This window comes from Streptomyces sp. NPDC090032 (assembly GCF_044748025.1).
GTDB lineage: Bacteria > Actinomycetota > Actinomycetes > Streptomycetales > Streptomycetaceae > Streptomyces.
Genome location: NZ_JBIVFF010000012.1, coordinates 210410 through 229152, shown reverse-complemented (window position 1 = coordinate 229152; position 18743 = coordinate 210410). Strand labels below are relative to the sequence as shown.

Genomic DNA, 18743 nt, shown 5'->3' with positions numbered 1-18743 from the left:
ACAGGGCGCCGCGGCCGGAGTGTTGTGTAGGTAAAAAACCGTAGTCGGAAGACGGAGAGCGCAGGCCCCCATGGTGCAGATCAAGACCCCCGAGCAGATCGCCAAGATGCGTGAGGCGGGGCTGGTCGTCGCCGCGATCCACGCGGCGACGCGTGAGGCCGCGGTGCCCGGTGCCACCACCCGGGACCTGGACGAGGTCGCGCGCAAGGTGCTCGACGAGCACGGGGCCAAGTCGAACTTCCTCGGCTACGGGGGATTCCCCGCGACCATCTGCACCTCGGTCAACGAGGTCGTCGTGCACGGCATCCCGGATGACAAGACCGTCCTCAAGGACGGCGACATCATCTCCATCGACTGCGGCGCGATCATCGACGGCTGGCACGGGGACGCCGCGTACACGGCGTTCGTCGGCACCGGTCACGCTCCGGAGCTGATCGAGCTCTCCCGGGTGACCGAGGAGTCGATGTGGGCCGGCATCGCCGCGATGAAGAACGGCAACCGGCTGATCGACATCTCCCGCGCCATCGAGTCCTACATCCGCCGCCAGCCCAAGCCGGGCGGCGGCAAGTACGGCATCGTCGAGGACTACGGCGGCCACGGCATCGGCACCGAGATGCACATGGACCCGCACCTCCTGAACTACGTCGAGCGCCGCCGCGGCAAGGGCCCGAAGCTCGTCCCCGGCTTCTGCCTCGCGATCGAGCCGATGGTCTCCCTCGGCACCCCGCGCACCGAGGTCCTCGAGGACGACTGGACCGTCATCACGACGGACGGCACCTGGTCCTCGCACTGGGAGCACTCCATCGCGCTGACCGAACAGGGCCCGCTGGTTCTCACCGCGCCCGACGGTGGCAAGGCGAAGCTGGCGGAGCTGGGCGTGACGGCGGCCCCGGACCCTCTGGCGTGACTCCGGCCGCTGCTCCCGGGGCGGCGGGGATGGGTTCCGCTTGCATAATGATCTTTACTGTGGGGCAAACTTCCCCGATTCGTCTTTCCGGGTGCCCTGACGTAGACTGACTCGTCGGCTCTCGTGCACACGCATGCCTGCATGTACGTGCTGAGTCGATCAAGGTAGTCGATTCGAAGGGCAAAGCGTGGCCAAGAAGCAAGGTGCCATCGAGATCGAAGGCACTGTCGTCGAGTCTCTTCCGAACGCCATGTTCAAGGTGGAGCTCCAGAACGGCCACCAGGTCCTGGCTCACATCAGCGGCAAGATGCGTATGCACTACATCCGTATCCTCCCTGACGACCGGGTCGTGGTGGAGCTGTCTCCGTACGACCTGACGCGTGGCCGGATCGTCTACCGGTACAAGTAGATCTTGCCCGCATCCCGCCTCGCGCGGGGTGGTGGCACTGACCCGGAGAACCTCACCCAATGAAGGTCAAGCCGAGCGTCAAGAAGATCTGCGACAAGTGCAGGGTGATCCGCCGTCACGGCCGGGTCATGGTTATCTGCGACAACCCGCGCCACAAGCAGCGCCAGGGCTGACGCACGACTGCAGTTCGCAGATTTTCGCGCGACGCAATTAAGTACACGTGCAGGACCCGTCCCTCTTCAGATCCTTTGGTAATGGAGGGCGACACCCCCGGTCGGAGGCCGGGGACCCAGGATGTACCTCATACGGCACCTGGGAATGGTCCTGCTGAAGACCTCCGAAGTATCAACAGGAGCCTTGAATGGCACGCCTTGAAGGCGTTGACCTCCCGCGCGACAAGCGCGTAGAGGTCGCCCTCACCTACGTGTTCGGCATTGGCCGCACGCTGTCCCAGCAGACGCTGGACGCCACCGGTGTGGACCGCAACACCCGTGTTCGTGATCTGTCCGAAGAGGACCTGATCAAGATCCGCGAGTACGTGGACGCGAACATCCAGACCGAGGGTGACCTCCGTCGCGAGATCCAGGCCGACATCCGCCGCAAGGTCGAGATCGGCTGCTACCAGGGTCTTCGCCACCGTCGTGGCCTGCCCGTCCGCGGTCAGCGCACCAGCACGAACGCTCGTACCCGCAAGGGCCCGCGTCGCGCCATCGCCGGTAAGAAGAAGCCGGGCAAGAAGTAGTCCTCGCTCAGCGGTCTATCGACAGCTGTCGCTGCAGGACCGACCACCTCCCGTAGGAGTAATAGATGCCCCCCAAGGGTCGTCAGGGCGCTGCCAAGAAGGTGCGCCGCAAGGAAAAGAAGAACGTCGCTCACGGGCACGCTCACATCAAGAGCACGTTCAACAACACGATCGTGTCCATCACGGACCCGACCGGCAACGTGATCTCCTGGGCCTCCGCCGGCCACGTCGGCTTCAAGGGCTCGCGCAAGTCCACTCCGTTCGCCGCGCAGATGGCCGCCGAGTCGGCCGCGCGTCGCGCCCAGGAGCACGGCATGCGCAAGGTTGACGTCTTCGTCAAGGGTCCGGGCTCCGGCCGCGAGACCGCGATCCGCTCCCTCCAGGCCACGGGCCTCGAGGTCGGTTCGATCCAGGACGTCACGCCGACCCCGCACAACGGCTGCCGTCCGCCCAAGCGCCGCCGCGTCTGACGCACGGTTGTCTTAGGTTTTCGGGCGGTACGGCTCTTCGGAGGCGTGCCGCCCGTACCCTTGCAGCAGCACCACATATATCGGGCTACCGCCCGGTGAGTCGGGCATCAAATAGTGGGTGCCCATGACTGAAGGAAATGTTTCATGCTGATTGCTCAGCGTCCCTCGTTGACCGAAGAGGTCGTCGACGAGTTCCGCTCCCGGTTCGTGATCGAGCCGCTGGAGCCGGGCTTCGGTTACACCCTCGGCAACTCTCTTCGCCGGACCCTTCTCTCCTCGATCCCGGGTGCGGCGGTCACGTCCATCCGTATCGACGGTGTCCTGCACGAGTTCACCACCGTGCCGGGCGTCAAGGAAGACGTCACCGACCTCATCCTGAACATCAAGCAGCTGGTCGTCTCCTCGGAGCACGACGAGCCGGTCGTGATGTACCTGCGCAAGCAGGGCCCGGGTCTGGTCACCGCCGCCGACATCGCGCCCCCGGCCGGTGTCGAGGTGCACAACCCCGACCTCGTCCTCGCCACGCTCAACGGCAAGGGCAAGCTGGAGATGGAGCTGACCGTCGAGCGCGGTCGCGGCTACGTCTCCGCCGTTCAGAACAAGCAGGTCGGTCAGGAGATCGGGCGCATCCCGGTCGACTCGATCTACTCGCCGGTCCTGAAGGTCACGTACAAGGTCGAGGCGACCCGTGTCGAGCAGCGCACCGACTTCGACAAGCTGATCGTCGACGTCGAGACGAAGCAGGCCATGCGTCCGCGTGACGCCATGGCGTCGGCCGGTAAGACCCTGGTCGAGCTGTTCGGTCTCGCCCGCGAGCTGAACATCGACGCCGAGGGCATCGACATGGGCCCGTCCCCCACGGACGCCGCTCTTGCCGCTGATCTCGCCCTGCCGATCGAGGAGCTCGAGCTCACCGTTCGGTCGTACAACTGCCTCAAGCGCGAGGGCATCCACTCCGTGGGTGAGCTCGTCGCCCGCTCCGAGGCGGACCTGCTCGACATCCGCAACTTCGGTGCGAAGTCGATCGACGAGGTCAAGGCCAAGCTCGCCGGCATGGGTCTTGCGCTCAAGGACTCGCCTCCCGGGTTCGACCCCACTGCTGCCGCCGACGCCTTTGGTGCCGACGACGACGCGGATGCGGGCTTCGTCGAGACCGAGCAGTACTAGTCGCCTTCGGCGGGGTGCGCGGATTTCCGTGGCCGCCCCGCCGTTGTCGCTGAGGCTTTGTCCTCAAACGCCGGACGGGCTGAGAATGCCCGCCCGGCGCCATCCTCCAGGCGCCCGCCTGTGGGGAACTGACTCCGGTACCTGATACGGCCGGTGCAGAGAAGGAGATACACCATGCCGAAGCCCGCCAAGGGCGCCCGTCTGGGCGGCAGTGCTGCGCACGAGAAGCTGCTTCTCGCGAACCTCGCGAAGTCGCTCTTCGAGCACGGCAAGATCACGACGACCGAGGCCAAGGCCCGTCGTCTGCGTCCGTACGCGGAGCGCCTGGTCACCAAGGCGAAGAAGGGCGACCTTCACAACCGCCGTCAGGTGCTCACGGTCATCACGGACAAGAGCGTCGTCCACACGCTCTTCACCGAGATCGCCCCGCGCTACGAGAACCGTCCGGGTGGTTACACCCGTATCACCAAGATCGGTAACCGCCGTGGCGACAACGCGCCCATGGCTGTCATCGAGCTGGTCGAGGCGCTGACGGTCGCGCAGCAGGCCACTGGTGAGGCCGAGGCCGCCACCAAGCGTTCCGCCAAGGACGCCGAGGCTGCCGCTCCGGCCGCCGAGGTCGTCGAGGACGCCGCAGCGGTCGAGGCCGCTGAGGAGTCGAAGGACGCCTGAGGCTCTGCCTTGATGTGAGCGGGTCCGCCCTTCGGGGCGGGCCCGCTTTCGTATTGCCTTTGCCTGAGAGGATCTGTGTGTGAGTGACGAGGTAGAGCCCGGGTTCGTGCGGGTGCGGCTTGATCTGTCGTACGACGGCAAGGACTTCTCCGGGTGGGCGAAGCAGGCCAGCGGCCGGCGGACCGTGCAGGGCGAGATCGAGGACGCGCTGAAGACGGTGACCCGGTCCTCGCAGACGTACGAGCTGACCGTGGCCGGGCGGACGGACGCGGGGGTGCACGCGCGCGGGCAGGTCGCGCATGTGGATCTCCCGGAGGACGTCTGGGCCGAGCACCAGGACAAGCTGCTGCGCCGGCTCGCGGGGCGGCTGCCGCACGATGTGCGGGTGTGGAAGGTGGCCGAGGCGCCGAGCGGGTTCAACGCGCGGTTCGCCGCGGTGTGGCGTCGGTACGTGTACCGGGTCACCGACAACCCCGGCGGTGTCGACCCGCTGTTGCGCAGTCATGTCCTGTGGCACGACTGGGAGTTGGACCTCGACGCGATGAACGCGGCCGCTCAGCGGCTGCTCGGGGAGCACGACTTCGCCGCGTACTGCAAGCGGCGCGAGGGCGCGACGACGATCCGTACGCTTCAGGAACTGCGCTGGGAGCGCTCGCCCGACGGGATCCTCGAAGCGACCGTGCGGGCCGACGCGTTCTGCCACAACATGGTGCGCTCGCTGGTCGGCGCGATGCTGTTCGTCGGTGACGGGCACCGCCCGCCGGACTGGCCCGCGAAGGTCCTGGCCGCCGGCGTGCGGGATTCGGCGGTGCACGTGGTGCGGCCGCACGGCCTGACGCTGGAGGAAGTCGGTTATCCGGCCGACGAGTTGCTCGCCGCGCGCAGCCGTGAGGCCCGGAACAAGCGGACGCTGCCGGGGGCGCCCTTCTCGGAACCGGGCTGCTGCTGAGCCCCTACTGGGGCGCCTCGGCCGCCGCGGAGGCCTGCGCCTCGCCGCGCCGGGTGATCTGACGGAACGTGAACTCGGCGAGGTCGTCCCCGGTGGTGAACACCGCGCGGTCCTTGGTGGTGACGTCCCGGCTGCCGCTGGTGAACCCGGCGGTCGTGAAGTACGCGTAGCGGCCGTACGAGTTGGTCGTCGAGCGGCAGATCGTCGTACGGCAGAACGCGGGGACGCCCGAGCCGGACAGGGTGGTCACGGTGCCCTTGGTGTACTGGTCCTTGGCCTTGGTGGCCTGGGCCTCCGTGTCGAAGACGGCGACGCCGACGGTGACCGCGACGCCGTCCTTCGCGTAGGTGGCGCGGATCAGGCGCGTGCAGTCGTTGCCCGTCAGGACGCCGCCGAGCGCGCCCTGGGTGGCCGAGGAGCAGTCCTTCGTGCTGGACGTCGCGCCCTTTTTGTAGACGCGGTCGCCGACGGTGAGCTTGGTGCCGGGGAAGAGGGTGTCCGCGCTGAGCGGGGCCTTGTCCTTCTTGGCGCTGGAGACGAAGTCCTTGGGGTCGAGCGGGGGCGGCGGCGTGGTCTCCGCGAACGTCGGGTCCGCCGGCGTGCTGCCACTCGGGATGTCCGCGGTCGTCGGAAGCTTGTCGGCGGGCTTGTTCGAGGCCGAGCTGTTGCCGTTGGCGGAGACGATCGCGAACGCGACGGCCGAGCCGACGGCGATCGTGGCGAGCGCGCCGCCGCCGATCATCAGCCAGCGGCGGCGCCGCTGGCGTGTCTCGGACGCTTCGGCGAGTGCCGCCCAGTCCGGCCCCTGTGAACCACCACTGCCCCCGGAACCCCACTGGGGTCCCCCCTGCCCAAAGCTCATGGGGCGCATCTTAGACCGCCGCGCGAGAGGTGCTAAGGGGCACGGTGGGGTAGGGGGTGTGCAGGGTCGGGCCGGTCTTGTGCGCGCCCCGTGTGTGCGTCCTGTGTGCTGAGGGTCACGCTCGTGCCGCGCTGCCCGCCGCGACGTGCGGTTACCCTGGTTTGTGGCGGGGCTGCCCGGTGCGATGGCGCCGGCGGTGCCGGTGTCCGGATCCGCGTTTTGACCCGTACGGGGAAGCGCGGGTATTCTGCCTATTCGTTGTGTGTATTGGCTTGCTCGCCCTCGCGTGAGGGGCCATGCACAGGTTCCCTGGAGCAGTTACCAGTGGGCGGCATACGGGCGCTGAACCCGGCACTGTCGTCCCCAGCTGCACGATCGCTTCAGTGATGCCACTTTCAGCACCCATCCACTGAAGAAGAAGAAGGCTGCTAAGTGCGTACGTACAGCCCCAAGCCCGGCGACATCACTCGCCAGTGGTACGTCATCGACGCCCAGGATGTCGTCCTGGGTCGTCTGGCGACCACTGCCGCGAACATCCTGCGGGGCAAGCACAAGCCGATTTACGCCCCCCACGTCGATGCCGGTGACTTCGTCATCATCATCAACGCGGACAAGGTGCACCTCTCCGGCAACAAGAAGACCCAGAAGATGGCGTACCGCCACTCCGGTTACCCGGGCGGTCTGCGTTCCGTTCGTTACGACGAGCTGCTGGACAAGAACCCGGAGAAGGCCGTCGAGAAGGCCATCAAGGGCATGATCCCCAAGAACACCCTGGGCCGTCAGGTGCTCTCGAAGCTGAAGGTCTACTCGGGCGACCAGCACCCCCACGCTGCCCAGCAGCCGGTGCCGTTCGAGATCACCCAGGTCGCGCAGTAGTTCCGGCCACACCCCCAAAGACAGAAAAGAATCTGAGGAGAATCGTGGCCGAGACCACCGTTGAGCAGCCGGTCGAAGAGACCGAGATTGTCGACGTCGAGCAGTACACCACCGAGTCCGAGGTCCCCGTCGAGGGCGAGTACACCTCGGAGTCGAACGCGGCGCGCTTCGGCGACCCGCAGCCGGCCGCCGGCCTGGGCCGCCGCAAGAACGCCATCGCGCGCGTTCGCATCGTGCCCGGCACCGGCAAGTGGAAGGTCAACGGGCGCACGCTCGAGGACTACTTCCCGAACAAGGTCCACCAGCAGGAAGTCAACGAGCCCTTCAAGGTGCTCGAGCTCGACAACCGCTACGACGTCATCGCCCGCATCTCGGGTGGCGGCGTCTCCGGTCAGGCCGGTGCGCTCCGTCTCGGTGTCGCCCGTGCGCTGAACGAGGCCGACGTGGACAACAACCGCGCCGCCCTCAAGAAGGCCGGTTACCTCAAGCGTGACGACCGTGCGGTCGAGCGCAAGAAGGCCGGTCTCAAGAAGGCCCGTAAGGCCCCGCAGTACAGCAAGCGCTAAATCGCTGCTGCTTGTTCGTTTCGTTCGCCCCGGCGGCACGCTGTGTGCCGCCGGGGCGTTCGTATATAGCAGCCCTGGGCGTATAACGGCACAAGACGCTCAGGGGTTTGCATGCTCGGATGATTTCCGACGCTTCTTCGAGAATTGCGAAAGTTCGGAGGACACCAGTGGGACGACTGTTCGGCACGGACGGCGTACGAGGTGTCGCCAACGCGGATCTGACGGCCGAGCTCGCGCTCGGACTCTCCGTTGCGGCGGCACATGTACTCGGCGAGGCGGGGACGTTCGAGGGGCACCGTCCGGTGGCCGTGGTCGGTCGTGACCCGCGGGCCTCGGGCGAGTTCCTCGAGGCGGCGGTTGTCGCCGGTCTGGCGAGCGCGGGCGTCGACGTCCTGCGGGTCGGCGTGCTGCCCACCCCCGCGGTGGCGCATCTCACCGGCGCGCTGGGCGCCGACCTCGGCGTGATGCTGTCCGCCAGCCACAACGCGATGCCGGACAACGGCATCAAGTTCTTCGCGCGCGGCGGCCACAAGCTGGCCGACGAGCTGGAGGACCGGATCGAGCAGGTCTACGAGCAGCACCGCACCGGTGCGCCGTGGGACCGCCCGACCGGCGCCGGCGTCGGCCGCGTCAACGACTACGACGCGGGTCTCGACCAGTACGTCGCCCACCTCATCGGTGTGCTGCCGAACCGCCTCGACGGCCTGCGGATCGTCCTGGACGAGGCGCACGGCGCGGCGGCCCGGGTCTCGCCCGAGGCGTTCACGCAGGCCGGTGCCCAGATCGTCACGATCGGCGCCGACCCGGACGGCCTGAACATCAACGACGGCTGCGGCTCCACCCACCTCGACCTGCTGAAGGCCGCCGTCGTCGAGCACGGCGCCGACCTCGGCATCGCGCACGACGGTGACGCCGACCGCTGCCTGGCCGTCGACCACACGGGCGCGGAGATCGACGGGGACCAGATCCTCGCCGTGCTGGCCCTGTCGATGCGGGAGCTCGGTGCCCTGCGCGAGGACACCGTTGTTGCGACCGTCATGTCGAACCTCGGCTTCAAGCTGGCCATGGAGCGCGAGGGCATCCAGTTCGTGGCGACCGCCGTCGGCGACCGGTACGTCCTGGAGTCGATGAAGGAGCACGGGTACGCGCTCGGCGGCGAGCAGTCCGGGCACGTGATCATCCTCGATCACGCGACGACCGGCGACGGCACGCTCACGGGTCTGCTGCTCGCGGCCCGCGTCGCCCAGACGGGCCGCACCCTCCAGGACCTCGCCTCCGTCATGGAGCGCCTCCCGCAGGTCCTGGTCAACGTGCGCGACGTCGACAAGTCCCGCGTCGCGACGTCCGCCGAGCTGGCCGCCGCCGTCACCGACGCCGAGCGCGAGCTGGGTGCGACGGGCCGGGTGCTGCTGCGCTCGTCCGGCACGGAGCCGCTGGTCCGTGTCATGGTCGAGGCCGCCGACATCGAGCAGGCCCGCTCGATCGCCGGGCGCCTCGCCGATGTCGTCAAGTCCGCGCTCGGATAAGTCAGTTCGCGGGATCTAGGCCGGACCGGCCGGCACGCCCCCGCTGCTTCGCCCAGAACCACTTCTGGGCGAGCAGGGTGAGCGTGCCGGCCAGGACGATCCCGCCGAGGTTCGCGAGGAGCTGGCCGGTCGAGCCCCACGTCTGGGCGTAGTCGCTGTACGCGAACGCCACCGCCGCGTTCGCCGCCGCCGGGACCGTCGTCACCGAGATGGCGACGCCGATCAGGGCGCCCGACTTCGCCGACGTGAGGGACAGCGTCCCGGCGATGCCCGCGAGGAACGCCACGACGAACGACATCCAGTCCGGCTTCCAGATGAAGGAAGTGTTCGGCCGGTCCGCCTCGACCATCGAGCGTGTGAACAGGCCGAACAGGTCAAGGAGCCAGCTGAACCCGGCCGTCAGCAACATCGCGGCGGCGAATCCGGCCAGCAGTGCCCACAGCGAGCGCCACACCAGGCGCGGGGCGCGTCGCACCAGCGCCGTGGAGATCCCGGCGAGCGGCCCGAACTCGGGGCCGACGGCCATCGCGCCGACGATCAGGATCGCGTTGTCCAGCATCACACCGCAGGCCGCGAGCATCGTCGCTACGGCCAGGAACGCCACGTAGGTGACGTTGAGCGTCGACTCCTCGTGCGTCGCGTCCGTCAGCGCCTCCCACAGGACCGCGTCCGCGCCCTCGCCCGGCGCCTCGTCCTCCGCCCTGTCGGCCAGCCGCGACAGCGACAGGTCGATGTTCTCGACGGCGATCGAGCCCGTCGTGTCGACGTGGAGGCCGCGCAGCCCGCTGATCAGCTCGTCGCCTGCCTCCCGCGCGACGTCGCACATCACGACGTCGCCCTTCGGGTCGCGGGCCGCGCCCGGCATCACCACGAGATGCGTGGTGCCGACGGTCCTCTCGATCAGGCGGGCCACCGCGTCGGTCTTGTCGGCCGGGGTGATCAGTCGCAGGTGCAGCATGCGCGAAGCGTAGCTTTCCGGTTTTCTGCACCTTCAACGGCTTCTACAGCTTTCGCAGGCTCAGCCGCTGCACCTTGTGGTCGGGGCCCTTGCGTACGACGAGCGTCGCGCGGCCGCGCGTCGGCGCCACATTCTCCAGCAGGTTGGGCTTGTTGATGGTCCGCCAGGTCGTCCGCGCGTAGTCGAGAGCCTCCTCCTCGGAGACCTGCGTGTACTTGCGGAAGTACGAGGACGGGTTCTGGAAGGCCGTCTGGCGGAGCTTCTTGAAGCGGTTGAGGTACCAGCTCTCGATGTCCTCGGCGCGCGCGTCCACGTACACGCTGAAGTCGAAGTAGTCGGCGAGGCCGACGCGGGTGCGGCCGTCCTTGCCGGGCATGGCCGGCTGGAGCACGTTCAGGCCCTCGACGATGAGGATGTCGGGGCGGCGGACCGTGAGCTTCTGGCCGGGCACGATGTCGTAGATCAGGTGGGAGTAGACGGGCGCCGAGACCTCGTCCTTGCCCGCCTTGATGTCGGCGACGAAGCGGGTCAGGGCGCGGCGGTCGTAGGACTCCGGGAAGCCCTTGCGTGACATCAGGCCGCGCCGTTCCAGCTCCTTCGTCGGCAGCAGGAAGCCGTCCGTGGTGACCAGCTCCACGCGCGGGTGCTCCGGCCAGCGGGACAGCAGCGCCTGGAGGAGGCGGGCGACCGTCGACTTGCCCACCGCCACCGAACCGGCGACCCCTATGACGAAGGGCGTGCCGGACTGGGACGCCTTTTCGACGGTCTCGCCGAGGAAGGTGTTGAGGGTGCCGCGCAGGGTGTCGGTGGCGCCGACGTAGAGGTTGAGGAGGCGCGAGAGCGGGAGGTAGATGTCCCGGACCTCGTCCAGGTCGATGACATCGCCCAGGCCGCGCAGTTTCTCCAGCTCATCGGCGGTGAGGGGGAGCGGCGTCTTGTTGCGCAGCGCGCTCCATTCGGTGCGGGTGAGGTCGACGTAGGGAGTCGCCTCCGGCTTGTGCCGGTGGGCGCTCCGCGGTGCCGTCGGGGGTACAGAGACCGAAGAGATCACAGTCCATTGTTACGGCTGTGTGGACGGGGTGGGGGGTGGGGTGCGTCACCTTGGGGGCGGTGGGGTGCGGCGGGTGGGGGCGCGGTGGGTTTCCTGTGCGTGGTTCGTGGCGGAATTCGCGGGTTTCCATGGTCGTGGGTCTGGACCGGGCGGGGGAACGGGGATACGTTCCCGGCACCCGGCGCCGAGCCGCGCCGTCCGGGTGGGAGGGAACCGTCATGGCCGTGCCTCATTTGCGTGACCTCGTCCGGCGCAGACCTGGGCCCGTCGAGGACGAGTTCGCCGGTCAGGTGCGCAGCGAGCTCGCTCTCGACCTGCCTGACGAGGACCTGCGCGAGGATCTCGACGACTGTCTCGACCTCTACGAGATGGGCAGCAAGCCGCGCTGCGAGGAAGTGGAGTACCTGCGTCTGCTCGAAGACGCGCGGGACCGGATCGTCTGGGGCTGCTGACCACGCGGCCTTAGGCTGCCGCCATGTGCGGAATCGTGGGATACGTCGGATCTCAGTCGGCGCTCGACGTCGTGCTCGCCGGCCTGAAGCGGCTCGAATACCGGGGCTACGACTCGGCCGGGATCGCGGTGCTCGCCGACGGCGGCCTCGCCTCGGCCAGGAAGGCGGGCAAACTCGCCAACCTGGAGAAGGCGCTCGTGGAGCGGCCGCTGCCGGCCGGGGCCACGGGGATCGGCCATACCCGCTGGGCCACCCACGGCGCCCCCACCGACGCGAACGCGCACCCGCACACCGACAACGCCGGCCGGGTCGCCGTCGTCCACAACGGCATCATCGAGAACTTCGCCGAGCTGCGCGCCGAGCTCGCAGAGCGCGGGCACGTCCTGGAGTCAGAGACCGACACCGAGGTCGTCGCCCACCTGCTCGCCGAGGAGTTCTCCGCGTGCGCCGATCTCGCCGAGGCCATGCGCCTCGTCTGCCGGCGCCTCGAAGGGGCGTTCACGCTGGTCGCCGTGCACGCCGATGAGCCGGACGTCGTCGTCGGCGCCCGCCGAAACTCGCCTCTCGTCGTGGGCGTGGGGGAGGGCGAGGCCTTCCTCGCCTCCGACGTCGCCGCCTTCATCGCCCACACCCGCTCCGCGATCGAACTGGGCCAGGACCAGGTCGTCGAGCTGCGCCGGGACGGCGTGCGGGACGGGGTGACCGTCACCGACTTCGACGGGCGGCCCGCAGAGGTGCGGTCGTACCACGTCGACTGGGACGTCTCCGCGGCCGAGAAGGGCGGCTACGACTACTTCATGCTCAAGGAGATCGCCGAGCAGCCGAAGGCGGTCGCCGACACGCTGCTCGGTCGCATCGGCGTCGACGGGGCGCTCACGCTGGATGAACTCCGTATCCCCGCGTCCGTGTTGAAGGCGGCCGACAAGGTCGTGATCGTGGCGTGCGGGACCGCGTTCCACGCCGGTCTGATCGCCAAGTACGCCATCGAGCACTGGACCCGGATCCCTTGCGAGGTGGAGCTCGCGAGTGAGTTCCGGTACCGGGATCCCATCCTGGGCGGGCGTTCACTCGTCATCGCCATCTCGCAGTCCGGCGAGACCATGGACACGCTGATGGCGCTGCGGCACGCCCGCGCGCAGGGCGCGACCGTCCTCGCCATCTGCAACACGAACGGGTCGACCATTCCCCGCGAGTCCGACGCCGTGCTCTACACGCACGCCGGGCCCGAGGTCGCCGTCGCCTCCACCAAGGCGTTCCTCACACAGCTCGTCGCCTGCTATCTGGTGGCCCTGTACCTCGGGCAGGTGCGCGGCACGAAGTGGGGGGACGAGATCCGTGCCGTGATCCGGGACCTGGCCGACATCTCCGGTGAGGTCGAGCGCGTTCTGGAGACCATGGAGCCCGTACGGGCGCTTGCGCGCTCGCTCTCCGACAAGCGGACCGTGCTCTTCCTCGGGCGGCACGTGGGCTATCCCGTCGCCCTCGAAGGCGCCCTGAAGCTCAAGGAACTCGCCTATATGCACGCGGAGGGCTTCGCCGCCGGTGAACTCAAGCACGGGCCCATCGCGTTGATCGAGGACGACGTGCCGGTGGTGGTCGTCGTTCCGTCGCCCAAGGGACGGTCCGTCCTCCACGACAAGATCGTGTCCAACATCCAGGAGATCCGGGCCCGCGGGGCGCGCACCATCGTCATCGCGGAGGAGGGGGACGAGGCGGTCGTCCCCTACGCCGACCATCTCGTACGCATCCCTGCCACCCCTACGCTCCTTCAGCCGCTGGTTGCGACGGTGCCGTTGCAGGTGTTTGCTTGCGAGCTGGCCACCGCGCGGGGGAACGAGGTCGATCAGCCTCGCAACCTTGCCAAGTCCGTGACGGTGGAGTGACGGGCCGGATTTCATTACTAGGGGCTGGCTTTGATTATTGGGGTCGGGATCGACGTTGCCGAGATCGAGCGCTTCGAGGCGTCGCTCGCGCGTACGCCCGGAATGGCCGAACGGCTCTTCGTCGAGCGGGAGTTGCTGCTTCCCAGCGGGGAGCGGCGCGGCGGCGCCTCGCTTGCCGCCCGGTTCGCCGCCAAGGAGGCGCTGGCCAAGGCGCTGGGGGCGCCGGCCGGGCTGCGGTGGACCGATGCGGAGGTCTGCGTCGAGGCGAGTGGGCAGCCGCGGCTGCGGGTGGTCGGGACCGTCGCCGCGCGCGCCGAGGAGCTGGGTGTGCGGTCGTGGCACGTGTCGCTCAGCCATGATGCCGGGATCGCGTCGGCGGTTGTGATCGCTGAGGGGTAGGGGCCGGGGGGGGGGTAGGGGCGGCGGGCTCGGTTCTGGTTCGGTTCGGGTGTGCGTTTCGCGCGCCGCGTTCGCCTTTGCGGGAGACTTGGTCCCATGCGTACCGCCTACAGCGTGGACACCGTACGGACCGCCGAACGTGCCCTGATGGCGCGGCTTCCCGAGGGCGCCCTGATGCAGCGCGCCGCCGCCGGGCTCGCCGTCGTCTGTGCCGAGCTCCTCGGCAAGGTGTACGGGGCCAGGGTCGTGCTCCTCGTCGGATCCGGGGACAACGGGGGTGACGCCCTCTACGCCGGTGCCCGGCTTGCCCGTCGTGGCGCCGGGGTCGCCGCCGTGCTTCTGGACCCCGAGCGTGTGCACCGTGCCGGGCTCGCCGCGTTTCTCGCCGCCGGGGGGCGTGTCGCCGGCTCCGCCGAGCGGGCTCTTGCCGGGGCCGATCTCGTGGTCGACGGGATCGTGGGCATCGGCGGGCGGGGTGGGCTTCGCGAGGCCGCTCTGCCTGTTGTGCGTGCTGCTCTGGAGTCCCGTGCCGTTGTCGTTGCCGTGGATCTGCCCAGTGGCGTCGACGCCGATACGGGGCAGGTCGTCGGGGAGGCCGTCCGCGCCGATGTGACCGTCACCTTCGGTGCGTACAAGCCCGGGCTGCTCATCGATCCCGGGCGTGAGTACGCCGGTGCCGTTCAGCTCATTGACATCGGGCTCGAACTGGGGCGTGACGAGGGCGTTCTGGAGGCCCTTCAGCACCGTGACGTGGACGGGCTGTTGCCCGAGCCCACCGGTGAGAGCGACAAGTACCGGCGCGGTGTCGTGGGCATCGTCGCCGGGTCCGCCCGGTATCCCGGCGCCGCTGTGCTCGCCGTTGCGGGGGCTTTGCACGGTGGCGCCGGGGCCGTTCGGTACGTCGGGCCTGCGGCCGGTGCCGTCGTCTCGCGGTTCCCGGAGACCCTGGTGTCCGAAGGCGCGCCTGGGAAGGCGGGACGTGTGCAGGCGTGGGTGGCCGGGCCCGGACTTGGTGATGACGCGTCCGGGCTCGCGGATGTCGTGGGGGCCGATGTGCCCGTTCTGATCGACGCCGATGGGCTGCGGCTCGCCGATCCTGAGGCTGTTCGGGGGCGGGGCGCGCCCACTTTGCTTACGCCTCATGCGGGGGAGGCCGCCGCGTTGTTGGGTGTTTCCCGGCAGGAGGTGGAGGCTGAACGGCTCGCCGCCGTGAGGGAGTTGGCCGACCGGTTCTCCGCGACCGTGCTTTTGAAGGGGTCCACGACCTTGGTTGCCGGGGGGTCGGGTGGGGGTGGTCCGTCTTTGGCGCGGGTCAATTCCACCGGGACCGCCTGGCTGGCCACCGCGGGGAGTGGTGACGTGTTGTCCGGGCTTGCCGGGTCGCTGCTCGCCGCGGGGCTTGGTGCGCTCGATGCGGGGTCCGTGGGGGCCTATCTGCATGGGCTTGCTGCCCGGCGTGTGTCCGGTGGGGCGCCCGTTGTTGCTCAGGATGTGGCTGGGGGGATTGCTGGGGCCTGGGGGGATGTTCGGCGCGGGGGGTAGGGCCGGGGGTTCGGGGGGTGGGCTTGGGCTCGCTCGGGCTCGCTCGGGCTTGGGCTCGGGGCGGGCTCGGGTGCCGTCGTGGGTGCTTCGTCACCTTTCGGGCTTGGCCGCCCCGGGATGTACGTGCTCGCTGTTCTATGGGACGGCCCTTGTCGGCTCAGCGCCCGTAACGGGGTGGAGGTGGCTCCACGCGCACATCCCGGTGCGTCCCCTCCGGTTGTCGTGCGGCTGCCGGGCGGTGGGGATTCCGGGATCCCTGTTGTGGCCTGGCTTCTCGCGTGGCTCGCTGGCTGGCGGTCGCGGGGCTTTCCGTCGTGGTGCCGGTGGTGGTCCTCCCCTTGGTTGGTTGGTCGGTTGGTTGACGTGGGGGTTTGGGGTGGTGTGGGTGGTTTGGGAGGTGGTGGTCACGTGGGGGTGTCGGGGGGCTCTGAGACACTGGGCGCACGATGACTGAGAGAGCACCTGCCATGGGCCGTGCCCGGGCCGAGATCGATCTGGCCGCTCTGCGGGCCAATGTGCGGTCCCTGCGCGAACGTGCGCCTGGGGCCGAGTTCATGGCTGTGGTCAAGGCTGATGCCTACGGCCACGGCATGATCCCCTGCGCGCGCGCCGCGCGGGAAGCGGGTGCCACCTGGATCGGTACGGCCACGCCCGAAGAGGCTCTCGCGGTGCGTGCCGCGGGGATCGGGGGGCGCGTCCTGTGCTGGCTCTGGACGCCCGGCGGGCCCTGGCGCGAGGGCATCGAGGCCGATCTCGACATGTCCGTCAGCGGTATGTGGGCCTTGGACGAGGTCGTTGATGCGGCTCGGGGGCTCGGGCGGGCTGCCCGTATTCAGTTGAAGGCCGATACGGGGCTCGGGCGCAATGGCTGTCTGCCCGGTGACTGGCCCGAGCTGGTGCGGGCCGCCGTCGCCGCGGAGCGCGACGGGCTTGTTGTCGTCACTGGGCTCTGGTCCCACTTCGCCTGTGCCGATGAGCCGGGGCATCCGTCGATCGCCGCTCAGCTCGAGCGTTTTCGCGAGATGGTCTCCTTCGCGGAGGGGGCTGGGGTGCGGCCCGAGGTTCGGCACATTGCGAATTCGCCGGGGACTCTGACCCTGCCCGAGACCCATTTCGATCTGGTGCGTCCCGGCATCGCCATGTACGGGATCTCTCCCAGCCCAGAGATCGGCACGCCCGAGGACTTCGGGCTGCGGCCCGTCATGACCCTGTCCGCCTCGCTCGCCCTGGTGAAGCACGCCCCGGGCGGGCTCGGCGTCAGTTACGGGCATCACTACGTCACCCCGGGCGAGACCACCCTGGGGCTCGTGCCCCTCGGGTACGCGGACGGGATTCCCCGGCATGCCTCGGGGACCGGACCCGTACTCGTCGGGGGCAAGCTGCGGACCGTCGCCGGGCGCGTCGCCATGGATCAGTTCGTCGTCGATCTCGGGGGTGACGAGCTACGGGCGGGGGACGAGGCCGTACTGTTCGGGCCCGGCGACCGGGGCGAGCCGACCGCCGAGGACTGGGCGCAGGCCGCCGGCACCATCGCGTACGAGATCGTCACCCGGATCGGGGCGCGTGTTCCGCGCGTCTATGTGGACGACGGAGGAGCGGGACGTGAGTGAGAGCAGCGGCGAGGTCACGGCGGCCGTCGCGAACTGGCGGCTGGCCGGGCTGGCCGGTGCCGCGATAGGCATCGTCGCGGCCGGTGCCGCGGCCGGTGTAGCCGTCGAGCGCCTCACCGTCGGCCGTGGCATGCGCAGAAAGGCGCGGCTGGCGCTGGATGCCTCCGGCCCCTACGGGTCCCTGCGCGGCACTCCAGGCAGGGCCTACGCCGAGGACGGCACCGAGCTCTACTACGAGGTCGAGGAAGTGGAGAGCGAGGGCGGCGCCGGTCCGCGCAGGCGTCGGCTCTTCGGCCGTAAGGCGCCCGCGCCGGTCACCGTCGTCTTCAGTCACGGGTACTGCCTCAACCAGGACTCCTGGCATTTCCAGCGTGCCGCCCTGCGGGGCGTGGTGCGCTCCGTCTACTGGGATCAGCGCAGCCACGGGCGGTCCGGGCGCGGGGTCGAGCAGGCCGACGGCGGGCCCGACGTCACCATCGACCAGCTCGGGCGCGACCTGAAGGCCGTCATCGACGCCGCCGCCCCCGAAGGGCCGCTCGTCCTGGTCGGGCACTCCATGGGCGGCATGACCGTGATGGCGTTCGCCGACCAGTTCCCCGAGCTCGTGGCCGAGCGGGTGGCCGGCGTCGCTCTCGTCGGGACCTCCACGGGCAAGCTCGGTGAGGTCAGCTACGGGCTGCCCGTGGCCGGCGTCAACGCCGTGCGGCGCGTGCTCCCCGGCGTTCTGAAGGTCCTGGGCCAGCGGGCCGACCTCGTGGAGAAGGGGCGCCGCGCCACCGCGGACCTGTTCGCCGGCATCATCAAGCGCTACTCGTTCGCCTCGCGTGACGTCGATCCCGCCGTTGCCCGCTTCGCCGAGCGCATGATCGAGAGCACCCCGATCGACGTCGTCGCCGAGTTCTACCCCGCATTTCAGGAGCACGAGAAGAGCGCGGTCATCGAGCGCTTCGCGCGGCTGCCCGTACTCGTCCTGGCCGGCGACCAGGATCTGGTCACCCCCAGTGAGCACAGCGAGGCCATCGCGGGGCTGCTGCCCGACGCCGAGCTGGTGCTCGTGCCCGACGCCGGGCACCTGGTCATGCTGGAGCATCCCGAGGCCGTCACCGACCGGCTGGCAGACCTCCTCGCGCGCACGGGAGCCGTTCCCGCAGGGGCTACCGTGGGAAGTTATGGAGACACCGCACAGCCCGGCAGCTGACGCCGCCACCGCCTCGATCACCGTCAACTCGCCCGCCCAGATGGGGGATTTGGGCCGCCGACTCGCCAAGCTGCTGCGTCCGGGTGACCTCGTGATGCTCACGGGCGAGCTGGGCGCGGGCAAGACCACCCTGACCCGCGGGCTCGGCGAGGGCCTCGATGTGCGGGGCGCCGTCACCTCTCCGACCTTCGTCATCGCCCGCGTACACCCGCCCCTCGGTGACGGGCCCGCCCTGGTGCACGTGGACGCGTACCGGCTCGGCGGCGGTCTCGACGAGATGGAGGACCTGGACCTCGACGTCTCGCTGCCCGACTCCGTGATCGTCGTCGAGTGGGGTGACGGCAAGGTCGAGGACCTCGCCGACGACCGGCTCCATGTGGTGATTCACCGCGCCACCGGGGACACGGACGACGAGGTCCGCTCCGTGACGTTGCGTGGTCTCGGGGCGCGCTGGGCCGGGGCCGGCCTGGAGGCACTGGCCGCCTGACTCTCGTACCTTCACCC

General features: G+C 69.3%; 21 protein-coding genes. 18 read left to right on the top strand and 3 right to left on the bottom strand.

Annotated features, from left to right (window positions below; translation table 11 throughout):
* Positions 1 to 70: 70 nt before the first annotated feature.
* The 8 genes from map (at position 71) to truA (ending at position 5316) form a co-directional block, all read left to right on the top strand.
* Positions 71 to 907, top strand: coding sequence for a type I methionyl aminopeptidase (gene map / locus ACIPWY_RS28885; protein WP_362904150.1), 837 nt, complete (start codon positions 71 to 73; stop codon positions 905 to 907).
* A gap of 187 nt (positions 908 to 1094) precedes the next feature.
* Complete coding sequence (gene infA / locus ACIPWY_RS28880; protein ID WP_003948620.1) at positions 1095 to 1316, top strand: translation initiation factor IF-1; 222 nt, start codon at positions 1095 to 1097, stop codon at positions 1314 to 1316.
* 59 nt (positions 1317 to 1375) lie between these two features.
* Entirely contained in the window at positions 1376 to 1489 is a 114-nt protein-coding gene (gene rpmJ, locus ACIPWY_RS28875) for a 50S ribosomal protein L36 (protein ID WP_003974245.1), read from the top strand.
* Positions 1490 to 1677: 188 nt separating this feature from the next.
* Positions 1678 to 2058, top strand: a complete 381-nt coding sequence (gene rpsM / locus ACIPWY_RS28870; RefSeq protein WP_116511038.1) for a 30S ribosomal protein S13 — start codon at positions 1678 to 1680, stop codon at positions 2056 to 2058.
* A gap of 65 nt (positions 2059 to 2123) precedes the next feature.
* Positions 2124 to 2528 (top strand): 30S ribosomal protein S11, encoded by a 405-nt coding sequence (gene rpsK / locus ACIPWY_RS28865; RefSeq protein ID WP_003948617.1) that lies wholly within the window; start codon positions 2124 to 2126, stop codon positions 2526 to 2528.
* 144 nt (positions 2529 to 2672) lie between these two features.
* Positions 2673 to 3695: a DNA-directed RNA polymerase subunit alpha gene (locus ACIPWY_RS28860; protein WP_003966937.1), complete on the top strand. Its 1023-nt coding sequence runs from the start codon at positions 2673 to 2675 to the stop codon at positions 3693 to 3695.
* Positions 3696 to 3869: 174 nt separating this feature from the next.
* The gene (gene rplQ / locus ACIPWY_RS28855; protein WP_362904152.1) at positions 3870 to 4367 is read left to right on the top strand and encodes a 50S ribosomal protein L17; all 498 of its coding nucleotides are present in this window, start codon (positions 3870 to 3872) and stop codon (positions 4365 to 4367) included.
* A 79-nt stretch (positions 4368 to 4446) separates the two neighbouring features.
* Positions 4447 to 5316 (top strand): tRNA pseudouridine(38-40) synthase TruA, encoded by an 870-nt coding sequence (truA, locus tag ACIPWY_RS28850; protein ID WP_362904154.1) that lies wholly within the window; start codon positions 4447 to 4449, stop codon positions 5314 to 5316.
* Between the two features lie 4 nt (positions 5317 to 5320).
* On the opposite strand, the gene ACIPWY_RS28845 is transcribed toward truA, so the two are convergent.
* On the bottom strand, positions 5321 to 6178 hold the full coding sequence (locus ACIPWY_RS28845) for a hypothetical protein (RefSeq protein WP_393703377.1): 858 nt from the start codon (positions 6176 to 6178) through the stop codon (positions 5321 to 5323).
* 432 nt (positions 6179 to 6610) lie between these two features.
* On the opposite strand from ACIPWY_RS28845, the gene rplM reads away from it, so the two are divergent.
* From rplM to glmM, 3 genes are all read left to right on the top strand, one after another.
* Positions 6611 to 7054: a 50S ribosomal protein L13 gene (rplM, locus tag ACIPWY_RS28840; RefSeq protein WP_100594865.1), complete on the top strand. Its 444-nt coding sequence runs from the start codon at positions 6611 to 6613 to the stop codon at positions 7052 to 7054.
* A 44-nt stretch (positions 7055 to 7098) separates the two neighbouring features.
* Entirely contained in the window at positions 7099 to 7620 is a 522-nt protein-coding gene (gene rpsI, locus ACIPWY_RS28835) for a 30S ribosomal protein S9 (RefSeq protein ID WP_362904158.1), read from the top strand.
* A 167-nt stretch (positions 7621 to 7787) separates the two neighbouring features.
* Positions 7788 to 9146: a phosphoglucosamine mutase gene (gene glmM / locus ACIPWY_RS28830; RefSeq protein WP_383895712.1), complete on the top strand. Its 1359-nt coding sequence runs from the start codon at positions 7788 to 7790 to the stop codon at positions 9144 to 9146.
* A 1-nt stretch (position 9147) separates the two neighbouring features.
* On the opposite strand, the gene ACIPWY_RS28825 is transcribed toward glmM, so the two are convergent.
* Positions 9148 to 10104 carry a DUF389 domain-containing protein gene (locus ACIPWY_RS28825; protein WP_393703380.1) on the bottom strand — a complete coding sequence of 319 codons (957 nt, stop codon included), beginning with the start codon at positions 10102 to 10104 and terminating at the stop codon, positions 9148 to 9150.
* Between the two features lie 43 nt (positions 10105 to 10147).
* The gene (coaA, locus tag ACIPWY_RS28820) at positions 10148 to 11152 is read right to left on the bottom strand and encodes a type I pantothenate kinase (RefSeq protein WP_390013044.1); all 1005 of its coding nucleotides are present in this window, start codon (positions 11150 to 11152) and stop codon (positions 10148 to 10150) included.
* A 221-nt stretch (positions 11153 to 11373) separates the two neighbouring features.
* Here coaA and ACIPWY_RS28815 point away from each other — a divergent pair, with 221 nt between their 5' ends.
* The 7 genes from ACIPWY_RS28815 (at position 11374) to tsaE (ending at position 18726) form a co-directional block, all read left to right on the top strand.
* The gene (locus tag ACIPWY_RS28815; protein WP_362904166.1) at positions 11374 to 11607 is read left to right on the top strand and encodes a hypothetical protein; all 234 of its coding nucleotides are present in this window, start codon (positions 11374 to 11376) and stop codon (positions 11605 to 11607) included.
* Positions 11608 to 11630: 23 nt separating this feature from the next.
* Positions 11631 to 13490 carry a glutamine--fructose-6-phosphate transaminase (isomerizing) gene (gene glmS, locus ACIPWY_RS28810; protein ID WP_362904168.1) on the top strand — a complete coding sequence of 620 codons (1860 nt, stop codon included), beginning with the start codon at positions 11631 to 11633 and terminating at the stop codon, positions 13488 to 13490.
* A 30-nt stretch (positions 13491 to 13520) separates the two neighbouring features.
* Positions 13521 to 13889 (top strand): holo-ACP synthase, encoded by a 369-nt coding sequence (locus tag ACIPWY_RS28805; protein WP_362904170.1) that lies wholly within the window; start codon positions 13521 to 13523, stop codon positions 13887 to 13889.
* A gap of 96 nt (positions 13890 to 13985) precedes the next feature.
* The gene (locus ACIPWY_RS28800) at positions 13986 to 15431 is read left to right on the top strand and encodes an NAD(P)H-hydrate epimerase (protein ID WP_362904172.1); all 1446 of its coding nucleotides are present in this window, start codon (positions 13986 to 13988) and stop codon (positions 15429 to 15431) included.
* Positions 15432 to 15877: 446 nt separating this feature from the next.
* Positions 15878 to 17041: an alanine racemase gene (gene alr, locus ACIPWY_RS28795; protein WP_362904174.1), complete on the top strand. Its 1164-nt coding sequence runs from the start codon at positions 15878 to 15880 to the stop codon at positions 17039 to 17041.
* Positions 17034 to 18239: an alpha/beta fold hydrolase gene (locus ACIPWY_RS28790; protein WP_393703384.1), complete on the top strand. Its 1206-nt coding sequence runs from the start codon at positions 17034 to 17036 to the stop codon at positions 18237 to 18239. The genes alr and ACIPWY_RS28790 overlap by 8 nt, the downstream gene beginning before the upstream one ends.
* Positions 18211 to 18726 carry a tRNA (adenosine(37)-N6)-threonylcarbamoyltransferase complex ATPase subunit type 1 TsaE gene (gene tsaE, locus ACIPWY_RS28785; RefSeq protein WP_351986533.1) on the top strand — a complete coding sequence of 172 codons (516 nt, stop codon included), beginning with the start codon at positions 18211 to 18213 and terminating at the stop codon, positions 18724 to 18726. The genes ACIPWY_RS28790 and tsaE overlap by 29 nt, the downstream gene beginning before the upstream one ends.
* Positions 18727 to 18743: the final 17 nt, after the last annotated feature.